This window comes from Brachybacterium alimentarium (assembly GCF_002332425.1).
Taxonomy (GTDB): domain Bacteria; phylum Actinomycetota; class Actinomycetes; order Actinomycetales; family Dermabacteraceae; genus Brachybacterium; species Brachybacterium alimentarium.
Genome location: NZ_NRGS01000034.1, coordinates 1 through 21,166, shown reverse-complemented (window position 1 = coordinate 21,166; position 21,166 = coordinate 1). Strand labels below are relative to the sequence as shown.

Here is a 21,166-nt window from a genome sequence, read left to right as displayed (position 1 = left end):
CCCCCTCAACTGCGAAGAGCCGAATTGATCGAGCTCACGATTCCTTGGATCTTCCACATGTACTCAGTCGTGAAGGCGTCCCGGTTGTCCCCGTTCACGAAATCTTCGATGGCGAATGAGCACGCCCTCCACACGATTCGGGGGTTTGCAGCGTCACGCGCCGAGGCCTCCCCCGCAGCTACCCTGCCGAGGCGACCCTCGTCGCCTTCTCGCCGCTCCGCACCTCCGGCAGCGCCCGCGTCCCCAGTGCGCAGACCACGCACAGCACGGAGCACAGGAGTGCCACGAGCCACGGCCGCCCGTCGAGCACCCCGGTGAGCGCGGCAGCCACGAAGGGGATGCCTCCTCCCACCACGGCGCCCGTGATCTCGCGGCTGAAGGTCACCGAGCCGTAGCGCACGTCCACGTCGAACAGAGAGCTGAGCATCATGGCCTGCGACGCGAGGGTCATGTCGCAGCACAACGTGAAGATCATGACGAATGCGATCCAGATCAACAGCGGGATCCCGGTGTCCAGCAGCAGGAAGAAGGGGAAGAACAGTACCGCACCGGCAAGGGAACCGATGATCATGATCCGACGACCACCGAAGCGGTCACTGAGCCAGCCAGCCGTCGGGACCGTGACCACCTTCAGGAGGTTGGCGATCATCAGGCCCAGCAGGCCCACACTCTCGGGGGCTCCCACCTGGTTAGCCAGATAGGTGAGGGCGTAGACGGAAGGGAGGTACGAGAGCACGTTGGGCGCGATGCTCATGAGCATCGCGAGCGGGATCCTGCGGCCGCCGCGCCGCACCACCTCGACAAGCTGGTCTCCACCGCTTCGCTGCGGGCCCTCGCTTGCCCGGAACTCGGGGCTCTCGGCAACGCGCAGCCGGATCACGAAGGCGGCGACCGCGAGCACTGCGCTCAACAGGAAGGGGATTCGCCATCCCCAGTCCAGGAACTGTTCCTGGGGCAGTGCGGCCGCGGTGAGGTAGAAGATCCCTGTCGCGATAAGCGAGCCGAGGGCGTTGCCCACACTCGGGATCGAGGCATTCAGGCCACGGTGCGCATCCACGGCGTGCTCGGCCGAGAGCAGCATGGCGCCGGCGTACTCACCGCCGGCTCCGACCCCCTGCAGCACGCGCAGCATCACGAGCAGCACGGGAGCCCAGACCCCGATGGCCCCGTAAGTAGGCAGCAGGCCGATAGCGGTGGAGGCCGCGGCCATCAGCAGCAGCGTCACGAAGAGCATCTGACGTCGGCCGACCCGGTCCCCGAGCAAGCCGATGATCACCCCGCCGACCGGGCGGGCGAGGAAGCCCACGGCGAACGTGCCCAGCGACGCGAGGGTCGCCGCAAGCTCGCTCCCCGAGGGGAAGAACACGTGCGCGAAGACCAGGGCTGAGGCGGTTCCGTAGAGCGCGAAGTCGTACCACTCCAGGGCGGTGCCCGCGGTCGAGGCGAGGGTGGCGCGCGAGAGGCGCGGAGAAGTCGTCATCGTCTTCCTTCCGAAGGGTTTCCGAGCAAGGTAGACGATCTAACGGTGAGATGAAACCCCTTGACGTGATCTAACGTTAGCCTTAATGTTGGCGTCCATGACCACACCAGCACACCCGGACGACACCGCCGCCTCCCTCAGAGAGGCGATCCGCAGCAGCGATCCGCACCTCTCGAAGTTCCGCCCCCTGCCGCGGATCCTCGCGCACGACGACTTCAACACCGGCCTGCACGGCTGGGTCGAGCTCGGCGGCAACTACAACGGCAAGGGCGAGTACGGGTCATTGGACCGCCACTTCCGGGACTTCCGCCCGCCCCAGCTCTCCACCTGCAACTTCTTCGACGTCGGCACGCACGGCGCGATGTCCGGCACCTACGCCCTCAAGCTCGCCACCCGACCCCACCCCGGGCACACCGCCACCGGCATCCGCCGGCTCACGATGAGCGGGCGCGGCCTGCTGCAGATCGAGGCCTATCTGGCTTACAAGGCAGAGGCCGTCGTGGACCCGTCGGCAGAGAACGGCTTCGGGGACATGGAGTGGGACGGGAACCGCCATCCGTCCGAGGCGCAGTTCGGCGCTTTCACCGTCGCGACCGACCTGTGCGGGGATGACGGCGTCCGCTACCACACCGTCGTGCGCTACCAGAACGCCGACGAGGACGGGAACATGCTCCGCCAGTGGAGGTACCCGATCGTTCCGGAGCCCACCCCACGTGAGGCCTACGAGGGGAAGGTCGACTACCCCTACGCCACAGACTTCACGGCGCCGGACCCGGAGGACTGGCGGGTTTACGGGCAGCCGCAGGAGCTGTGCATGAACGAGGTCCCGACCAAGGTCAATTGGCACTACCTGCGCTGGGTCATCGACACCGACAAGCGCAAGAACGTCGAGGTCCAGCTCAACGACCAGCTCATGGACTGGTCCGACGTCCCGGTGCCGATCTACGAGGACCGCTACGGGTCCCTCGAGAACCTGCTCAACTTCTATTTCTCCGTGCGCACCCTCAGCGGCCAGCGCAACTTCCTGTACCTCGACTCCGTTCTCATCTCGGCAGATTGGTGATCCTCGTGCGTGAATCCCAGACAGCAGTGCTCGAGCGTGGCCTCGACCTCACCGACCAGTGGGCCACAGAGCCCTTCGAGACCGCTTGGGCCGGCGAGGCCCGCTGGTTCGTCCAGTTCCTCGAGCGGGGCAGCGGGTCCGTATCCCTGCACAGTCAGATCTCGGCTGACGGGCTGACCTGGGTGGACCACGAAGACGCCCCGGTCAGCGGTGAGGCCGCTGGTATCCTGACCGCGCCTGTACGCGACTTCGGGCATTGGCTGCGGCTCGTCGTGACTCCCGCCGAGGGAACAGTCGCACCTCTGGTGCGCATCGTCCTCTCCCTGAAGGAGTGAACCTCTCCCCTCGGCGAGGAAGGGGCGGGACCCGGCACCGACGTCGAGGCCGGACCACGCCTCGCTGGACGCCTATATGTTCACGGTGCCTTGCATAGAGAGGAACACGATGACCGATCGACGGCACACGCTCGATGACCTCGCGTCGTCCCTCGGACTCTCGGCCAACACAGTCTCCCGTGCATTGCGAGGAAAAGACGGCGTCGGCGAAGCCACCCGTCAGCGTGTACTCGACGAGGCCGAGCGCGTCGGCTACACGACTCCTCGTGCCGGCTCCACCGCCCCGCACCTCGATGCGGTGGCGCTCTGCATCCCCTCGTTGACCCACCCTTTCGCCTCGGAGGTCGCGGCCGCCATCGAGACCGGAGTCCGTGCCGCTGGGTGCGCACTCGAGGTCTTCGCGACGAACGAGGACCCGCAGCAGGAGGAGCGGATCGCCCAGCAGCTTCTGGACTCCCGCCCAGGGGGCGTCATCACCATCCCGGTACACGCCCAGAGCTCCTGCTGGCAGCGGGTCGGCGAGACCGGGACGCCGGTGGTGACCGTATCTCGCGAGCTGGACGGCGTTGAGTGCGACTTCATCGGAGTGGACAGCGAGCACGGGGCCTACGTGGCAACGCGCCATCTGCTCGGCGACGGTGCCAGCTCGATCCTTTATCTCGACGAAGAGCTCGCTATCGGCACAATCGCCGCGCGGCGGCGCGGATTCGAGCGTGCGATGGACCCCGCGGAGTCTCGGGCCCAGGTTCGAATGATCCCGACTCGCAGGTACGAGAACGCGGGGTCCCAGTGGAGGGCTCAGGAGGGTTATCGCGCCTGTCTCGACGCGTTGCGTGGTGGGGACGAATTCGACGCCGTGCTGTGCGGTGATGACTTCTTCGCCCTCGGAGCGATGCGTGCGCTCGCCGAGAACGGTCGTCGCGTCCCGGAGGACGTCCGCGTGGTCGGTTACGGAGATCTGCCGTTCGCCGAGTGGCTAACCCCCTCACTGTCCTCGGTCGCCCTTCCCGTTCGTCTGATCGGTGAACTCGCTGTAGCGAACGTGCTGCAGCGCATCGGCGGTAGCATCTCGGCGCCGTCACGCCGGTTGATCCGTGCGGAGCTCGTCGTACGCTCCTCCTCGGGCTGACGCCGCGGAACCTGCGCTCGAACTGCATTCACACCGAGCTCTCGCCCGGCGCGGACGTCGATCCGCGCACGATGAGCCGGGGGGACGGATCATCGAGAACCGTCGCCCCCTCCGTGGGTGATGCGATCTGCTCGATCAGGAGCTCCACGGCCAGCTGACCGATATCGGCGAGCGGAAGCTCGACCACCGTCAGCGGTGGGCTCAGATGCTCGGTGAACCACGTGTCATGGATGCTCACGACGGAGGCATCCTCCGGGATCGACAGCCCGGCCGAGATCACTCCTGCGTGCACACCGAGGGCACTCGTCGACGTCACGACGACGAACCCCGTGGCGCTGCCGCCGCCCGCGACGTACCGCTCAACCGCCGCACGCGCTTCTGCGGCATCCCAGCCGCCGGGGATCGTCGCCAGCGGAGAGATCCCCCCGTCGTCGAGGGCCCGCTGGTATCCCTGGAGCCGACGGTCGGAGGACGCTCCCTCGGCGCCCACGAAGGCGATCCGGGTATGGCCCAGATCCATGAGATGCCGAGTCGCCATCGCTGCCGCGGTGATGTCGTCCAGACGGACCGTCCTCAGTCCGGGGGCCTCATCCGCATTGAAGACCACGGAGGGCACTGACCGCGCCACCTCCTGCAGGCCGCGGCTGTCCGCTGCGAATCCGCTCTGGACGAGCAGGCCGTCCACCCGGTGCCCGCGGACCAGCGCACGGAATGCGTCCTGACGCTCCATGAGCTCGTCCGCGTTCAGCAGGACTACCGAGTACCCGCGCCCAGCCGCGACGACCTGTGCTGTCTCGACGAGCTGGGCGTAGATCGGATCGTTGACGTGGTGCAGGGCGAAACCCAGGAGTCCGGTCTGAGAATTCCGCAGTGCGCGCGCTGAGGCATGCGGCGTGTACTGGAGCAGATCGATGGCGTTCAGCACCCGCTCGCGGGTCTCCGGTCGGATCTTGAGCATGGGGTCCTCGTTCACGATCCGCGAGACCAAGCCCGGCGACACCTCCGCGAGCTTCGCCACTTCCGACAATCGAGCCGCCCTCCGGGAACCCTGCATCCACTTCTCCGTCCGACTAGCGGCCAGGGGCCGCGCCCGCTTCAGCCCTTCAAGTTCAGATGCACCAGAATACGGGCCGGCCGCTCTTCGCTCGCCCCCTCGATCTTCAGCCGGACCCACGCGCCGAACACCGTCAGGCTGCTGTCGAGGATCGTCTGGTCCTCGCCGAGGGCCCGGGGCTCGCCGCGAGGGGTCCAGGTGATCCCGTCCGGGGAGATCTCGGTCGTGATCGTGAGGTCCGGGTGCTTACCCTCCACCTGGGTGAAGAAGACGGCTTCTGTGGCCCATCCGGCCTCGTAGGGGAGAGTCGTGTGCTCAGAGGTGATCCAGATCCTCCGTGCGAGGACTGAGGTGTTCGTGGTCTGCACTGGGTTGTCCTTTCTTGGCGTCGGGTCCGGGTCACTCGGTCGAGTACACGACGGAGTCGAGGAAGAGGTGCACGGGGCGATCGGTGTCCGTCTCCACGTAGAAGATGGGGTTGATGAGGTTGTCGATCGAGCGGTATCGATCTGCGAGGGTCGGCTGGATGCCGCGCAGGTCGAACACCTTGTCCATGCTCTGCAGCTCGATGTACTCCCGCTTCTCCACATCGACCAGGAGCCGGAAGTACAGCCAGTTGATCTTGTCCGGGCTCTCGTTGTAGAGCAGATCCTGCTCACCGTCGGGCACCCACTGATAGCCATCGGTCGAGCCGTCCTCATACCGTCGGCCGTACCAGAGGCTGTCGATCCCCGGGGCGCACCATCCGTCCTCCACCCCGAAGTTCCAGTCGGCATGGGTCACGCCCTCTGCGGCCTTCCAGTACTGCCACTTCTTGACGAGCTTGCCTCCCAAGGAGTTCACGTAGCGCACGCCGGGCATGTACCGGTGCTCGGAGTCCTGCACGTCGAAGTAGAAGCCGAACGCGCGGATGTCCTCCTCGCCGATCCCGATCCGGTCTTGAGCCGGGGTGTACGAGTACCAGGTCTCGATCTGGATCTTCGAGGGGTCGCCGAAGCGCGAGAGCCGCTTGAGGGAGATGCCCATGCTGCCGTCGGCAGGCGGTTCGGTGTGCGGCGCTGCCGCGGCACCCGTCGTCAGCTTGAGGGAGTAGGTGCCCTCCATCGAGCCATGAGACGCCGCGAATCGCATGGGGGCCGAGCTCAGCATGGACGGTGCCCAGCTGGTGAGGTCGACCGCGCTGCTGAAGGACTCGTAGTTGTCGTAGACGAAGTTCGGGGTGAGGTCCATCCACCCGTTGAAGCCCGTGTCGAAGTCGTCGAAGGTGATCACTCTATCGAGCGGGTTGAAGCGCTCGAGCTGCCGGTCATAGGCCAGGAACTTGTGCATGTCTACCTCGGTATATCGCTGTAGTCGATGGGTTCAGGCTGCAGGACCGCCCGATAAACAACCAGGTTGTGGCGTTAAAGGAGTCTTGCGTCACTGAGTATTGCGTTATACCGTACCGCATAGGCGCCGCGACGTAGCGGCACCCTACGGACAGGAGGGCACCACATGCGACGACGCAGTTTCCTCGCCGGGCTCGGGCTCGTTACCTCGACGGGAGGCCTCGCCGGCTGCTCGTCCGGATTCTCGCGAGGCAGGCCTGAAGGCGACGGCATCACCCTCCGGATGACCATGTGGACGTCGGACCCGGACCAGATCGCACTCTTCGACGAGATCGCCGACGATTTCATGTCCCAGAACGACGCGGTGACGAACATCGAGTTCGAAAGTCTCGCTCTCGACCAGCTCGACATGGTGCTCACCACCGGCATCACCGCGGACGATGCTCCGGACCTCACCTGGCTTCCGGTGGAGTCCAGCCTCGAATACATCGACGCGGATGCGCTGCTCGATGCCGCCCCGACCCTCTCCGTCACGAACGGGTACGACCTGGATGATCTGGTCCCCCATCTCCAGGAGTCATGGCGTCACGGCGATGCCCAGTACGGGGTCCCCTTCTCCACCGGACCGTTCATCATGTACTTCAACAAGGACCTCTACGCCGAGGCGGGGGTGAAGTCTCCGGCGGAGCTGCTCGCCCAAGGTGACTGGACCTGGGAATCCTTCCGCGAGACCTCATCGCAGCTCACCGACGCCACCGGTGTCCCCGGGTACGTCGTGAACGACTTCGAATTCCGCAACTGGACACGCTTGCTTCCACTGATGGATGCGTACGACGCATCTCCGTGGAACGACGACGCCACGCAGTGCACCGTGGACAGTCCCGAGATGCGCGAAGCACTCGACCTGTTCCATGGAATGGTCTTCGAGGACAGGTCCTCCCCCGTGCCCGGACAGCAGGCCGACTTCTGGGGAGGACAGGCGGGCGCCACCTCGGCGTTCCTCGGCGCCAGCACCCTGCTCGCGGACGCGACCTTCGACTGGGACATCGTCCCCACCCCGAGCGGGCCCGCCGGTGACGTGCAAGCCGTCGGGCAGTCCGCGATCGTGGCCCTCGCTGCTGGCAAGAACCACGACGCCGCCCTGGAGTTCCTTGCCTTCCTGACCAATAGGGAGAACGCCGCACGGATCTCGAAATTCTTCCCACCCGCACGCGAGAGCCTGCTCAACGCCGAGGTCCTGGCAGAGTCCTCGGGACTCCTCTCGGCGCAGGACCTTGAGCCGATCGTCACCTCGATCACGACCAAGGGGCGCATCTTCCCGGTCGCACCGAATGCGGCCAGTGTCGCCAACGCTCTCGACTCCTCCTTCGACGAGTACGTGTACAGGCCGGATGCGGACCTCGATACCTCGCTGCCCAAGGTCTGCACCGCGATCGAGCCGGTGTTGTCGCTATGACGACAGAGACGGCAACCTCTTCCGTTCGACGCCGCCCGCCGGGACGGGACACCGGACGCAGTCCCTTCGGCTACGCACTCCTGGCCCCTCAGATGATCGGCTTCACCGCGGTCGGTGCGGTCGCGATCATCTGGGTGATCTGGCTCAGCTTCCACCACGTCAACGCGCTCGCCGGCACGCAGGAGTTCGTCGGCCTCGACAACTACGGCCGGATCCTCACCGATCCGAGCATGATCACCGTCCTGCCCAACACCTTCTTCTTCGTGTGCGTGCTCAGCATCGCCGGAACGGTTGCGGCTCTGCTCCTCGCGCTGCTGCTCAACCAGACGCTGCGCGGGATCACCGTCTTCCGCTCGATCATCTTCATCCCGGCCCTGGTCACAATGGTGGCCTGGGCGCTCGTGTGGAGCTTCATCGTGCAACCCGAAGGTCTGCTCGACGCTCTCCTGGGCAGCGTGGGAATCGACGGTCTCCCGTGGCTGCGGGGTGGCTGGCTGACGCTCGTGATCTTCGCGGTCATCCAGCTGACCAAGAACATCGGCATCAACGTGGTGATCCTGCTCGGTGCGCTGCAGTCCGTTCCCCAGGAGCTCCTCGAAGCGGGTCGTATCGACGGCGCCGGCCCACCTCGGCTCATTCGCAGCGTCGTTCTCCCACAGATCTCGCCCGCGATCCTCATGGTCTTCATGCTGACCGTGGTCGGCTCCTTCAAGGTCTTCGAGATCATCCTGCTGCTGACCGAAGGCGGCCCGGGCGTGCAGAGCTCGGTCCTGTCCTTCGAGGTGTACAAGCAGGGCTTCCTCCTGAACGACATCGGGTACGCCAGCGCGCTGGCGGTTCTGCTGTTCGTGCTGATCCTCCTCCTCACAGCGGTCATCTGGCAGGCAAGGAAGCGGGTGGTCTTCCATGAAGACGACTAAACAGACGAAGCACATCAAGCGCACGCTGAATTATCTGTTCCTGTGCCTCGTCGCGCTTGTGGCCCTGGCGCCGATCCTCTGGATGATCAGCGCATCGCTGAAGTCCCCCAATGAGATCCTGCGCTACCCGCCGACGATCATCCCCGAAGACATCAAATGGGAGAACTACCAGGCGGTCTTTGAGCTGCAGCCGTTCACGCAGCAGTTCATCAACTCCGTGGTGATCATGGCGCTGGTCGCCGTGCTCACGATCCTCATGTCGGTCCCCGCTGGATATGCCCTGGCACGGGTCAAGCCCGTCGCGTCCGGGGCGATCTTCCTCGTCCTCCTGAGCGCCATGTTCATCCCTCCGGAGGCGACGATCATCCCGTTGTTCCAGTACGCCGCGAAGCTCGGATGGGTCGACACCCACTATCCGCTGGTTGTCTTCACAGCTGTACTGGTCACCGCCCCGATCGCGACGTTCGTGATGCGTCAGGCCTTCCTGACCTTGCCGGCCGAGTTCGAGGAGGCCGCCACCATCGACGGCTCGAGCCGTCTGCGCACGATGCTCCAGATCTACTTCCCACTGGCGCGACCGTCGCTGGCATCTGTCGTGGTCCTCTCCTGCTGGTACAGCTGGAATCAGTTCCTCGAACCGCTCATCTACCTGCGCTCACCGGAGAAGCTGACGGTGCCCGTTGCTCTGACGCACTACGAAGACCCTCTTGCGGGCCCGTTGTGGGGCGCGCAGATGGCGGCCACCACACTGTCCATCATCCCTGTGCTACTGGTCTTCTTCTTCGCGCAGCGCCACGTGGTCTCCGGGCTCACGGCCGGCGGCCTGAAGTCTTGATCGCTCCCCCACGAGAGGATGCCCATGCCCGCGCAGTACTCCGCCCCATTGCGTCTGAACTACCTGCAATACACCGTGAGGTCGAGTCGGCAGATGCTCGAGACGACCATCCGCGTCCTCGAGCCCGACAGTCTCGACGCGATCGAGCGACCACGAATCCTGTACCTGCTGCCGTCGACCCCTGAGCTGAGCCATCGCTCAGGCGACGGCCTCGACGAAGTCCTCGCGCACGACCTGCACAACCAGCACGGCCTCGTGACCGTTGCGCCGACGTTCTCGGAATGGCCGTGGATGACGGACCTCCCGGATCAGCAGATGTTCCAGCAAGTCCTGTACTTCCTCGAGGACGTGGTCGGATTCATCGATCGGCAGTACCCGAAACTGCCCCGCGTGCTGATGGGCTACAGCAAGGGCGGTTCAGCCGCTCTGCAGCTGCTTCTGCGTTATCCGGAGCTGTTCCACGCAGCCGCTGCCTTCGACTCCCCGATCATGAAGGAGCAGCCCGACCAATGGGAGATGCCCTACTACTGGCCGAATCGGGAGCGCTACCGCGACTTCGCGATCCCGCACCTCTTGAGGACACGGGGCCACCTTCTCGGCCAAGAGCCGCGGATTGCACTGTACGGATACGGAAACTTCGGCAAGCACGCACCGGACTGGACCTACGACCACTTGAGCGCGGGCCACGAACTCATGGACGAGCTCAGCATCCCGCACCGGTATGACAACAGCACCCGGCGGGAGCACCGATGGGACTCTGGGTGGCTTCCGGAAGCTTTAGCCGGACTGGACCAGATGTCTCGATGAGCTCGCCATCTGCACGAGCGGTGCCAACTCGAACCGGCACATCCCTGTCCTCATGACTCGCGCCGGAGGCTCCGGTCAGCCAGCGCTGCCCTGGTCCTGAAACGTCAGCGCAGATCGCGCTGCTGACCCGTGAGAAGTGGATGAGTCCCCGCGCCGTTGACTTGCCCCCACGCAAGACTACGATCGGAATTTCAGCGACATCACGTCAAGGGAGACGACATGGCTGGGAAAAGCACGGGTCTCAAACGTCAGCTCTCACTGTTCAGCCTGATCGCCATCGCAGCGGGTGCTGTCCTCGGCGGCTGGCTCGCCGAAGCGCCGTACTGGTTCGAACTGACGGGCGCGGGGGCCGCCTTCATCTTCCCGATACTGGCCATCATCTTGATACCTATCGCGCTGGCGTTCTCCGAATTGGCGTCGGTGCTGCCGTTCTCGTCGTCGGTCGACGTCTGGTCCAGCAACGCGATGAACCCGACGGTCGGCTGGGTCACCCAGTGGCTTTTCTTCCTGGTGCAGGTGGTGGAGCCTCCACTGGTCGCCTTCATCTTCGTGACCGCCGCAGACTTCTTCATCGACGTCCCGGCCCCGCGAAGCCGCTGATCGCCATCGGCATCATGGTGGTCTGGTACATCTTCTCGAACTTCAACATCGAGCTGACCGGCAAGCTGGCGATCATCCTGTTCATCGTGATGGTGAGCATCACCGTCGGTAATGCGATCTACTACCTCTCCAGTGGGCACTGGGAGTTCACCAACATCTCCGACCACGGAGGATTCTTCCCCCACGGAATCTACGGTGCGGTGGCGGCGGCGTCGGCACTCGTCCTGAAATTCATCGGATTCGCGATGACTCCGACCATGATCCAGGAGACGAAGTTCCCCGCGAAGAAGATGATCATCGTGATCCTCGCCGGACTGTTCATTCCCGCCGCCGTCTACGTGCTGGCCACGGTCGCGATCAGTGGCCTCGCTCCTCATGACGTGATCGCGAATCTGAGTGTCCCCGAACCAGAGCTGGTGGGTCAGCTGGGCATGCCTGCGATCATCGGGCTGCTGGCCATCCTGGCCGGCCTCTTGTACGCCTTCACGACCCTCATGGGGTTCTGGACCTCCTCGGCGCGGGTGCTCTACGGCGCGTCCCAATTGCGGCAGCTGCCGCCGTGGTTCACCAGGACCAATCGTCATGGCCAGCCGTATATCGCCAATATCGTCGTGCTGGCGTTCGGCATCTTCTTCGCAGCGTTCACCGGCTCGAACTGGGTGGAGTACACCTACTCCCTCTCGGTGGTCGCCGCCGGCGCCGTGTACTTCCTCGGCTGCCTGGCCGCCTACCGACTCCGCGACAAACGTCCGGAATGGGCACGTCCTTTCCGCTCCCCTGCCGGCAAGCCGATATTCGCTCTCGGGATGCTGATCTCCGCGGCCATCACCATCATCGGAGTAACTCTGCTTCCTCCGAACGCATGGCCGCCGATCATCGCGTACATCATCATCGGGGCGCTGATCCCGCTCGCCATGAAGCAATACCGCACGCACGTCGACCCGGGGTACACGCCAGTCGTGCTGACCCCCGAGGACGTGCAGAAGATCGAGGAGTGAGAATGCCTGACCCGACGCCCATCGACAGGGTCCGCGACCGCTATCCCGAGACTCCGGACGAGGACGCCTCCGCACTCCAGGAGCACGCAGAGCACCTCGTCAGCCTCCGCCGCTCGGTGCGCACCTCGCAGCTCCAGTGGGTCGAGCCTGCCTTGACGTTCGACCCGAGGGGCGGGGCACGATGACCATAGATCCCCCTGCTCTGGCCACCGCCGCTGCACTGATCCGCCAGCAGGACCTCAGCTCCCGCGAGCTGACTGAAGCCTGCCTGACCAGAATCGACGAGCTCGATGAGGTGCTGCGCGCCTTCATCACGGTCGAGGCGAGCAGTGCCCGGCAGCAGGCCGACGCCGCCGACGATCTGATCCGGCGCGGACGATTCAACGGCCCTCTCCACGGGCTGCCCGTAGCCATCAAGGACAACCTCTCTGTCGCGAACCGCGTCACCACGAGAGGCTCCGCGCTCTTCCGGGACCACGTGGCTGACGACAACGCGGGAGTCGTGGACCGACTCGCGGCGCAGGGTTCCGTGCATCTCGGCACGACGAATCTCCACGAGTTCGCTCTCGGGGTGACCACCGAGAACCCTCACTTCGGAATCTGTCGCAATCCGTGGAATCACGACAGGACGCCTGGTGGATCGAGCGGAGGGTCAGCCGTCGCGGTCGCCACCGGCATGGCCCTCGGAGCGATCGGCTCCGACACCTCCGGGTCAATCCGGATCCCCGCCGCCGCCTGCGGAGTCGTCGGGCTGAAGCCCACGTACGGGCGCGTGAGCACGTACGGCTGCTACCCCGAGGCGTGGAGCCTCGACCACGTCGGCGTACTGACCAGGACGGTCGAGGATGCCGCGATCCTGTTCGATGCCGTGAGCGGACACGATCCGAGGGTTGCGTCCTCACTGGACCTCGCCCCATCGCGCACAGTGAGCGACCTGGACTCCGAGCGTCCGCTGCGGATAGGCATCGAGGAATCGTTCTTCTTCGCGGATGTTGATCCAGGCGTCGAATCCGTCGTGCGGGAGATGCTGCAGTCTCTTGCCGACGCGGGTGCGCAAGTCCAGGCCGTCTCCGTCCCGTCGCTCAGCGATGCCATCTACGCGCTCACGGTGATCGACACGGCTGAGACCACCGCCTTCCATGACGAGCAGCTCCGGCACCACGGGAATGAATACGGCCCCGACACCCGGCTTCTCGTCGAATGCGGAGCCTTACCATCTGCCGTCGACTATCTCCACGCCCAGCAGATCCGTTCGCAGGTCCGCGATGACTTCCGCCGGGCCTTCTCACAGGTCGACGTGATCGCCTCGCCGACCCTCCCGATCCAGACCCCTCGAGTCGGAGAGCCGGTGATCCAGGTGGAGGGACGCGAACGGGACCGTGATGGAGAGCTGATGCGGCTGGTCGGGCCGGCGAACCTGGCCGGCATCCCTGCAGTATCGGTGCCCTGCGGCCTCCTGCACGAGATGCCCGTGGGGATGCAGTTCATGGGGCCCGCTCTGGGCGAAGCCGCCGTGCTCCGTGCCGCGGCCGCCGTCGAATCGCGATACCGGCTGCCGGATGTACCGCGACGGCGCGCGACGTACGGCTGAGTCGCCGGTCAGGCTAGGGGGACAGCGGGGCTCACGCGCGGTCCTCCAGCCGGCGGATCTCGTCGGGCCACTCCAGTACGGCACCGAGCCGGTCCCGCAGCACGTCCTGCACCTCCGCGGTCAGTGACCGGGACCCATGCACTTCTGCCGGGTCCACTCCGCGCTCGCGTCCCACCTGAGCCAGCGCACCCACGGCCTCCCCGATCGCCCACTCGACCGGGTGCAGCCGGTAGGCGCCGTTCGAGATATGCGTGGTCCCGATGTTCTTGTTGGCGGGCACCAGGTTCGCCACATCCCGGGGTACCAGCGCCCCCAACGGGATCTGGAAGGGGAAGCAGTCGATGTCGACGTAAGTGCGACCCGCTGTCGAGGGGTGCAGATCGATCCGGTAGTGCCCGATGCCCACGGAGTCCTCGAAGATCTGGGATCCGGCGTGCGTCCCGCGCATCTCCCGACCGATGTGTGCCTCGGTCACCGTGAACTGTGCGCGTATCCGGCGGGATTCGCGGATATAGGGCTGGCGCGCGAGGCCGTCGCCCGTGCCCAGCACGTCCCCGCGCAGCCGCAGCTCGGGGTAGCCGTTGCCACCGTCGCTTCGGGGCGCCTCGTGCTGCAGCCAGTGCACGAAGGACAAGGTCAGCTGGCGCGCCTCGTCTTCCGCGCGCGCCCGCTGCACCGTATCCACGCCCAGCAGCGGCGCGCCCCAATAGTCGATCTGCGGCCAGTTGACCAGGGCGATGTCATCGCCCGGTGTGCCGGGCAGCATTTGACGCTGAGCGCGCACCCGCCGGTAGTGCCACATGTCGGGGACGCCCTCGAGGCGGCCGTGGTCCGCCGGATCCCCGTCGAAGATCGGCCGAGTGCGAGGCTCGAGCGTGATCGGGTGCACGTCATCGAAGGACAGCTGAGGGCCCGGCCAGAAGTCCGCGACCTCCGTGGCGAACTTCTCGTACAGCTCGGGCCGCGGCACGAGCTGGTCGTGTCCGGGCTCCCATCCCAGCGCGCAGCACCAGGTGATGGATTGCTGGTCCAAGGGATTCGCGACGTCTGGGGCGTGCAGCTCGCCGTGCTCGCTGCGCGCCTCGGCACCGATCACGTGCTCGACCCCGCCCAGCTCGAGCAGGTCACCGAGCTCGGTCGCGTCCGCGAACAAGGGAGCGCGCAGCCGACACTCTGCCCCGTCGACGATGTCGCGCACCACGACTGCGGTGACACGGTCCCCTGTCCGCTCGACCGCGATCGGCTCGTGCTCGCGCAGCCAGGTGATCTGACCACTGGACAGCAATGGCGACAGCATCTCCTCGAGCACCAGTGCCCCGACACGGGGCTCGTGGCAGAGGCGGGAGACAAAGCCGGCCCCGGGGTTCAGCTGGGGATCCTCGGCCGCAGTATCAGTCAGGGGGAAGACCCTCTTGTAGTGCTCGCGCACGCGTTCTCGGAACTCGGTGTACGAGGCGGAGGTGCGGTGGGAGTCCACCCATCTCGACTCGTCGGGCGGGACGCCTTGAACGGTCAGCTGGCCTCCCAGCCAGGGGTCGGCCTCTGTGAGGATCACCCGTTGGCCGAGGCGGGCGGCGGTGAGGGCCGCGGCGACGCCGCCCAGCCCGCCCCCGATCACGACGAGATCTGCGGTCGTCTCGGGAAGGGCACCAGGGGTCGGGAACGCGGGCATGAGTTCTGTCCTCTCGATCGGGAGCGGATCAATCGCCGGTGGAGGCGATCGAGCCGAGGTGATGCGGCAGGCAGCGGATCATCTCGTGGTGGTCCCGCGGCAGGTCGCCGCCGAGAATGCCGCTCAGTACCTTCATCGTGCGTGCACCCACTTCACGCTTGGGGATGACCAGATGGGACCAACCGGCGGAGCGTCCGCTCCGCAAAGGTGTCTCGAGGCACGCGGCCGAGAAATCATCGGGCACGCGAAGGCCCGCCCGGGTGATCGCTGCGCCCAGCGCCTCAGCGGCGATCGGGTTCTCCGCCACGACCGCTGTCACGCCTTCTCGCGACCAGTTCTGAACCGTGGTGGCGTCGAGCGCGGACTGGGGGATCATCCGGGCTTCATCCTCGCCGGCCGCGGCGGCGAAGGCAGTGCGCCGAGCGCGAGACGGGAGGCGCTCATCATCGCCAGCTACGTAGCCGATCGATCGGTGCCCGGCACCGTGAAGATCCGCCACGATCGCGCGCACTGCCGCCGCGTAGTCGACGGCGACCCAGGCCGCCTCAGGGACGGGGTCGTACTGTCCGAGGCTCACAAACGGGTACTTCTCTTCCGCGAGCCGACGCAGCTCCTCCTCCGAGCGCTGCTGACCCAGCACGATCGAGCCGTCAGCCACCCGTAGGCGGTTGGCCCCGCCGTGGAAGATAGTCCGACTCCCGTCGGACTGCTGGGTCGAGGAGAACAGCACCAGATCCCGGCCGAGCTCTGCCGCGCCCACCTCGATGCCGACGAGGAACTCGTGGAAGTAGTCGTCGGGCCGTGCGGGGAACACGGGTTCGAAGGTGAACACGCCGTACAGGCCGCTCCGCCCTCCCCGCAACGACTGAGCGACAGGATCAGCGACATAGCCGAGGTCCGCCATCGCAGCGCGCACCCTCTCCTGGGTGCGCGTCGAGACGCCGCCCTCTGACGAGCGCCCACTGACCACGAGCGACACCGTCGCCTGCGAAACCCCCGATGCTCGCGCGATGTCCCGTTGTCGAACTGCCATAGCCGCTCCCGTTTCGTATCAGCAATGGTGACGACTCTAAGCATCGGCCAGCGATTCCTCAAGAGCAAACCGTCTCTCCTTGACTGAATATCACCACTACCTGCAGCAATGACCACTCATTTTCCACCATTCGACTGCCTAGCGCCGTGAAGATGCTTGACCCCATTCACCGACGACGCCTAGGCTCGTGAGCACATCACTTATACGTAACATCTCTCGGGGTGGGGCTGTCCTGCGACGTCGCAGCAACGGGCGCTCCGCTTGGCCCTGGCCCTCCGGACCCCTCCCGCCTCGATATCTCTGCTGGTCACCGTCGACACATCATGGATCGGAACGAGAGGCACACCGTGTATCCCGCTAACAGACGCACCTTCCTGAAAACATCAACCGCCGTGCTAGGAAGCTCGCTGCTGGTCAGCGCATGCGGCGGCCCATCGGGAGGAGGCTCCGGGGCCGATGGCGACCTCACCGTCTGGTGGCCGGGCGTGAACCCGACCGAGCAGGACTTCGTCACGGAGGTGCTGATCCCCGCGTTCACCGAAAAGACGGGCCGCGGGGCGCAAGCCACGTTCATCGACTGGCCGGACATGTCCACACGATTGAACGCCGGCTTCTCCTCCGGAACCGGTCCGGACGTGTACGGCCACGGCCCAGCGGCCGTGGCAGACCTCGTGCAGTACGGTCGCGTCGAGCCACTGGACGATAACCTCGACCAACTGGACGAGTCCGACCGCAAGGACCTGCAGACCGGGCTCGAGAGTGGTCTGGTCGACGATGTCCACTACCTCTACCCGATCGCAAGCACTGGACGGCAGGTCGCGTACAACGCGGAGCACTTCACAGACGCCGGGCTGGACCCGGACACTCCCCCGACGACCTTCGTCTCCCTCCGGGAAGCCGCCGAACAGCTCGCCGTGCACAAGAGCGGGAAGCTCCAGCGGGCGGGGATCGTGTTCAGCGCTGAGGCTGTCGGGATGCAGCAGGCCTTCACCAGCATCCTCTGGGCTCACGGCGGGGAGATGTTCTCCGAGGATGGAACCAGTGTCCTCTTCACCAGCGATGAGGGCGTCGAGGCCCTCACGTGGTACGCGAGCCTCTACCAAGGCGACGCCCCCGTCGACGACAACCTCGGCGGGACCTGGGACGGTCTCCCCCCGGCGCAGTCACCGCTCGCGACCGGGGACACGTCGATGACGTTCACGGATCCGGCGACCCTGAAGCAGATCATGGACGCCGCCCCGGAACTCGATCTGCGCTTTATGGACGTACTCGCCTTCGACGAGGGCGACGAGCCCGCAGCCTTTGGTGGCGCCGCGACCGGTCTGATGATCAACCCGGACAGCCAGATGCAGGACGACGCCTGGGAGTTCCTGAAGCTAACGGGCAGCAAGGACTACAACAGCATGTACGCGCAGGAGGTCGGAATCGTCCCGGTGCGTGCTTCCGCGATCGACACCGACTACGTGAAGGCGTCACCGGCAATGGCCTCCGCCGTGGCGAACTCCGAGGCGTTCCGCTCGAACCCCAACATCCCTGCGTGGACCAAGATCCGCGACACCCTTGCTCAGTATCTTGAGCAGGCACTGAACGGACAGGGCACACCGAAGGAGGCGCTTGACGCGGCAGCAGCCGAGATCGAGCCCATCCTCGCCGAAGGGAGGTGAGTCCGATCTCCGACGCCACACCCTCGGCAAGTGCGGCCGCGAGGCACCGCTCCCCCATCACGCCGTCCCGATCCCCGGGGGCACCGCGTCGGAAGCGCAGGGGCGGTCACCATCCGCTGGGACGCTCGATGGCGCGAGCAGGGATGCTCCTGGTCGCACCGGCCGCCCTGTACGTGCTCGTCTTCCAGATCGTCCCCGTCGTGTACGGGCTGATCCTCAGCTTCACCGAGTACACGCCTCTGCAACGTGGGGCACCAACCTTCGTCGGGCTGCAGAACTACGCAGCACTCGTCGGAGATGCCGACTTCCGGGGTGCTCTCTGGGTGACAGCGAGGTACACACTGCAGGTCCTGCCGGTGACGATCGCCATCGCCCTCGTCCTCGCACTGCTGGCCAACAGGTCATTCCGCGGAGTCGGAATATTCCGCTCCGCCCTGTACGTGCCGCACATCGTCTCCCTCACCGCCGTGAGCATGATCTGGCTATGGATGTACTCGCAGAACGGGCTGATCAACGACATCCTCGGAACTTTCAACCTGTCTCCGCAGCACTGGCTCAATGAACCCTCGTCGGCACTGAACGGTGTTTCCGTCATGCGCATCTGGAAGGCGCTGGGCAGCAACATGGTGCTGCTGCTCGCCGGCCTCCAGACCATTCCGAAGAATCTTTACGAGGCGGCGAGCATCGATGGCGCGGGCCGCTGGCACCTGTTCCGTCACGTGACGCTCCCCGGCCTGCGCCCGATGCTCATCTATGTCATCGCGACGGACATCATCTACCTCTCGCAGAGCTTCGCCGAGATCTTCGTGCTGACCTCCGGCGGTCCTCTCCGATCGACGACCACGGTGAACTACCTGATCTACACGGAGGCCTTCGAGTACAGCAACATGGGGTCCGCCTCTGCCATGGCTTTCGTCCTCTTCGCTTTCATCGCAGCCCTGACACTGATTGCCCTGAGAGGAGGGCGGGAACGATGACCGACACGCTGCCCATCGATCACCAACGGAAGCGACGATTCTCGCGCGCTGAGAGAGGGCGGGCGCTGAACATCACCGTTCTGCTCATCGCCACACTGATGGTCCTGTTCCCGTTCCTATGGATGATCAGTCTCGCATTCACGCCGGCCCAGGAGGCGTTTCGCGACGTCAGCCTGTGGCCCTCGAACCCGACCCTCGAGAATTTCGTGACCGCACTGACCGTCGGAAACCTGAGCCGAGCCTTCGTGAACTCGGCGGTGGTCGCCCTGGTTGCCGTACTCACGAACTGCCTGTTCACCGTCTCGGCCGGGTACGCCTTCGCCCATCTCCCCTTCCGTGGCAGCAACGTGGTCTTCTACTGCCTGCTCGCGACGGCGGCGATACCCGTGGCGGTCACTCTGATCCCGCTGTTCCTGATGGCCTCCAGCATCCCTTTCGCAGGAGGGAACGATGCCTTGGGGCGAGGCGGCAGCGGTCTCATCGACACCCTGGGCGGCCTCTCGATCCCTTACCTGGTAGGGACGATGAGCATCTTCCTGGTGCGCCAGTTCTTCCTCGGCATGAGCCGCGATCTCGCCGAGGCTGCCCGCATCGACGGGGCGAGCGAGCTGCGGATCTTCTGGAGCATCTACCTCCCGATCTCCAGACCGATCGTGGCGGTCGTCGCGATCTTCGCCTTCACGGGTGTCTGGGACGACCTCCTCTGGCCACTGGTGGTCTCCTCGTCGGCGCGCAGCCAGACGGTCCAGCTCGCCCTGACCGGCTTCACGCAGAGCGGCAATATCCAGTACGCGCCACTTATGGCCGCAGCGATCATCGTGACGATCCCCGTGCTGCTGGTGTTCCTGTTCAACCAGCGCCACTTCATCTCGGGCCTGTCTGAAGGTGCCGTCAAGGGGTGAGGTTCGGATGCCCGGCTCAGTTTCCCACTACCCGCGGGGACGCTTCCGCGGAGCTGCCGGACCGCCCGTGCCGGGCTGCTGCCTCGCGGCGCAGCGTTCGGCGGGGCGGGTGCGCGGGCCGATCAGGACGGCGAAGCGGGCACCATGGGACCAGCCGACTCAGACGGAGCGAAAGTTCAGAGCTCAAGGACAGCGCACCGTCCCCTCGGCGTCTGCCGGCGGCGTCCCCGTGCGTGAGCGTCAGACTGGGCCCATCGGCTCGTAACGCCACCGCTCCCATGACAACAACGTCATCCCCCGCCCGTTCTAGTCAGAGAGGTGCGGCGGGTACGGATGCGACCCCCGAACGCCGAGAGCTTCGAATCGCAACTCCCCGGCCGTCGCCAGGAGGTGCATCAATCCTTACGGATACTGAAGATCGTGGCGTCCTGAGGGCGATTTAGACACCCGTGGGGTCACGGAGTGGTCTCTCGGTGCCCGGTTGTCGGGCGCTCGTGCAAACCTTCAAGCATCACGACGACCCGCACTGCGAACGGAGAAGGCCATGGGATTCTGGACTAAGCCGATCGGCGAAATTTTCGAGGAGCGCAAGGACAAGAAGGCTGGGGTCGACCCTGGCAAGAAATACAAGCCGATGATCTTCGGGACCATGAAGACTGGCTTCATCGACCTGAAGCGAGACGGCCGTATGGCCTATCACGACGCAGACAGCACGAAGCCCACCCGCTTCCAGGCAGATGACGTGGAGAGCATAGAGATCGAGGATGCCACCGAACTCGACAAGCGCGTCTCTGTCGCCCGCGCCGGCGGCGGTGCACTCGTCGGTGGCGTACTGCTCGGCCCGATCGGCCTCCTTGCTGGCCTCGGCCTCGGCGCGATGGCGAAGAAGGAGCGCGGAGGGGAGAAGTTCCTCGTCATGGAACTCCATGACGGGCGGACGATCATTGCCCAGATCGCTCACAAGCACGTCATGAAGGCACACGAGCTACGGAACCAATTCCGAAGCTAACGAGCGGAAAGCCCTGGCTGATGACCGGCCGAAGCGCTGAGGTGGAGGAGCGCGCGACCAGAGCCTCCAGCTGGCCAGTGGGCGCGAGCAGTGATCCACCTGCGATAGTTGCCGTACCGCGAAGAGTCGATCAGTCTCGAGCTGGTGGCGCGCGGCGTGGACCGCGCTCGAACCGAGCAGCTCATCACCACCAACCCGCAGCGTTACCTCGGAGGACAGCGACAGTGACCGAGCAGCACCGGCCCGATGAAAGGCGGATCCTCGTCGTCGGATCCGTGAACGTGGATCTAGTTGTTGCGGGTCATGACGTTGT

The 21,166-nt window shown here is 65.4% G+C and carries 21 protein-coding genes; 15 read left to right on the top strand and 6 right to left on the bottom strand.

The genetic code is table 11. The features are described 5' to 3' along the window. Positions 1-178: 178 nt before the first annotated feature. Positions 179-1,480 (bottom strand): MFS transporter, encoded by a 1,302-nt coding sequence (locus CIK71_RS16435; RefSeq protein WP_096166765.1) that lies wholly within the window; start codon positions 1,478-1,480, stop codon positions 179-181. Positions 1,481-1,577: 97 nt separating this feature from the next. Between CIK71_RS16435 and CIK71_RS16430 the strand changes: the two genes are divergently transcribed. The 3 genes from CIK71_RS16430 (at position 1,578) to CIK71_RS16420 (ending at position 4,007) form a co-directional block, all read left to right on the top strand. After that, on the top strand, positions 1,578-2,543 hold the full coding sequence (locus CIK71_RS16430; RefSeq protein ID WP_096166764.1) for a DUF6772 family protein: 966 nt from the start codon (positions 1,578-1,580) through the stop codon (positions 2,541-2,543). A 5-nt stretch (positions 2,544-2,548) separates the two neighbouring features. Further along, the gene (locus CIK71_RS16425; RefSeq protein WP_141393740.1) at positions 2,549-2,878 is read left to right on the top strand and encodes a hypothetical protein; all 330 of its coding nucleotides are present in this window, start codon (positions 2,549-2,551) and stop codon (positions 2,876-2,878) included. A 109-nt stretch (positions 2,879-2,987) separates the two neighbouring features. Then, entirely contained in the window at positions 2,988-4,007 is a 1,020-nt protein-coding gene (locus CIK71_RS16420; RefSeq protein ID WP_176485682.1) for a LacI family DNA-binding transcriptional regulator, read from the top strand. Between the two features lie 28 nt (positions 4,008-4,035). Here the strand turns inward: CIK71_RS16420 and CIK71_RS16415 are convergent, their stop codons facing one another. From CIK71_RS16415 to CIK71_RS16405, 3 genes are read right to left on the bottom strand one after another with little or no spacing between them, the layout of a single operon-like run. Then, on the bottom strand, positions 4,036-5,061 hold the full coding sequence (locus CIK71_RS16415) for a LacI family DNA-binding transcriptional regulator (protein WP_096166761.1): 1,026 nt from the start codon (positions 5,059-5,061) through the stop codon (positions 4,036-4,038). A gap of 41 nt (positions 5,062-5,102) precedes the next feature. Beyond that, complete coding sequence (locus CIK71_RS16410) at positions 5,103-5,429, bottom strand: hypothetical protein (protein ID WP_096166760.1); 327 nt, start codon at positions 5,427-5,429, stop codon at positions 5,103-5,105. 31 nt (positions 5,430-5,460) lie between these two features. Then, complete coding sequence (locus CIK71_RS16405) at positions 5,461-6,390, bottom strand: DUF6772 family protein (RefSeq protein ID WP_096166759.1); 930 nt, start codon at positions 6,388-6,390, stop codon at positions 5,461-5,463. A 165-nt stretch (positions 6,391-6,555) separates the two neighbouring features. On the opposite strand from CIK71_RS16405, the gene CIK71_RS16400 reads away from it, so the two are divergent. The 8 genes from CIK71_RS16400 (at position 6,556) to CIK71_RS16370 (ending at position 13,596) form a co-directional block, all read left to right on the top strand. Further along, positions 6,556-7,845, top strand: coding sequence for an ABC transporter substrate-binding protein (locus CIK71_RS16400; RefSeq protein WP_096166758.1), 1,290 nt, complete (start codon positions 6,556-6,558; stop codon positions 7,843-7,845). A gap of 92 nt (positions 7,846-7,937) precedes the next feature. Next, positions 7,938-8,765: a carbohydrate ABC transporter permease gene (locus CIK71_RS16395; protein ID WP_176485680.1), complete on the top strand. Its 828-nt coding sequence runs from the start codon at positions 7,938-7,940 to the stop codon at positions 8,763-8,765. Further along, on the top strand, positions 8,752-9,600 hold the full coding sequence (locus CIK71_RS16390; protein ID WP_096166756.1) for a carbohydrate ABC transporter permease: 849 nt from the start codon (positions 8,752-8,754) through the stop codon (positions 9,598-9,600). Before CIK71_RS16395 ends, CIK71_RS16390 begins: the two co-directional genes overlap by 14 nt. Before the next feature lie 24 nt (positions 9,601-9,624). Next, complete coding sequence (locus tag CIK71_RS16385) at positions 9,625-10,407, top strand: alpha/beta hydrolase-fold protein (protein WP_176485679.1); 783 nt, start codon at positions 9,625-9,627, stop codon at positions 10,405-10,407. A gap of 219 nt (positions 10,408-10,626) precedes the next feature. Next, the gene (locus CIK71_RS18195; RefSeq protein ID WP_275542444.1) at positions 10,627-11,007 is read left to right on the top strand and encodes an amino acid permease; all 381 of its coding nucleotides are present in this window, start codon (positions 10,627-10,629) and stop codon (positions 11,005-11,007) included. 14 nt (positions 11,008-11,021) lie between these two features. Further along, on the top strand, positions 11,022-12,005 hold the full coding sequence (locus CIK71_RS16380) for an APC family permease (RefSeq protein WP_275542443.1): 984 nt from the start codon (positions 11,022-11,024) through the stop codon (positions 12,003-12,005). 2 nt (positions 12,006-12,007) lie between these two features. After that, positions 12,008-12,190 carry a hypothetical protein gene (locus CIK71_RS16375; protein ID WP_096166754.1) on the top strand — a complete coding sequence of 61 codons (183 nt, stop codon included), beginning with the start codon at positions 12,008-12,010 and terminating at the stop codon, positions 12,188-12,190. Beyond that, positions 12,187-13,596, top strand: a complete 1,410-nt coding sequence (locus tag CIK71_RS16370; protein ID WP_176485678.1) for an amidase — start codon at positions 12,187-12,189, stop codon at positions 13,594-13,596. Before CIK71_RS16375 ends, CIK71_RS16370 begins: the two co-directional genes overlap by 4 nt. A gap of 31 nt (positions 13,597-13,627) precedes the next feature. Here the strand turns inward: CIK71_RS16370 and CIK71_RS16365 are convergent, their stop codons facing one another. Next, positions 13,628-15,268, bottom strand: coding sequence for an FAD-dependent oxidoreductase (locus CIK71_RS16365; protein ID WP_096166753.1), 1,641 nt, complete (start codon positions 15,266-15,268; stop codon positions 13,628-13,630). A gap of 28 nt (positions 15,269-15,296) precedes the next feature. Further along, positions 15,297-16,301 (bottom strand): LacI family DNA-binding transcriptional regulator, encoded by a 1,005-nt coding sequence (locus CIK71_RS16360; RefSeq protein WP_096166752.1) that lies wholly within the window; start codon positions 16,299-16,301, stop codon positions 15,297-15,299. A 221-nt stretch (positions 16,302-16,522) separates the two neighbouring features. Between CIK71_RS16360 and CIK71_RS16355 the strand changes: the two genes are divergently transcribed. The 4 genes from CIK71_RS16355 (at position 16,523) to CIK71_RS16340 (ending at position 20,853) form a co-directional block, all read left to right on the top strand. Continuing rightward, on the top strand, positions 16,523-17,965 hold the full coding sequence (locus CIK71_RS16355) for an ABC transporter substrate-binding protein (RefSeq protein ID WP_176485677.1): 1,443 nt from the start codon (positions 16,523-16,525) through the stop codon (positions 17,963-17,965). A gap of 128 nt (positions 17,966-18,093) precedes the next feature. After that, a complete protein-coding gene (locus CIK71_RS16350) occupies positions 18,094-18,942 on the top strand; it encodes a carbohydrate ABC transporter permease (protein WP_096166750.1) in 849 nt (282 codons plus the stop codon). Further along, entirely contained in the window at positions 18,939-19,844 is a 906-nt protein-coding gene (locus tag CIK71_RS16345) for a carbohydrate ABC transporter permease (protein WP_096166749.1), read from the top strand. Before CIK71_RS16350 ends, CIK71_RS16345 begins: the two co-directional genes overlap by 4 nt. Positions 19,845-20,388: 544 nt before the next feature. Beyond that, a complete protein-coding gene (locus tag CIK71_RS16340) occupies positions 20,389-20,853 on the top strand; it encodes a hypothetical protein (RefSeq protein ID WP_096166748.1) in 465 nt (154 codons plus the stop codon). The last annotated feature ends 313 nt before the right edge of the window (positions 20,854-21,166 follow it).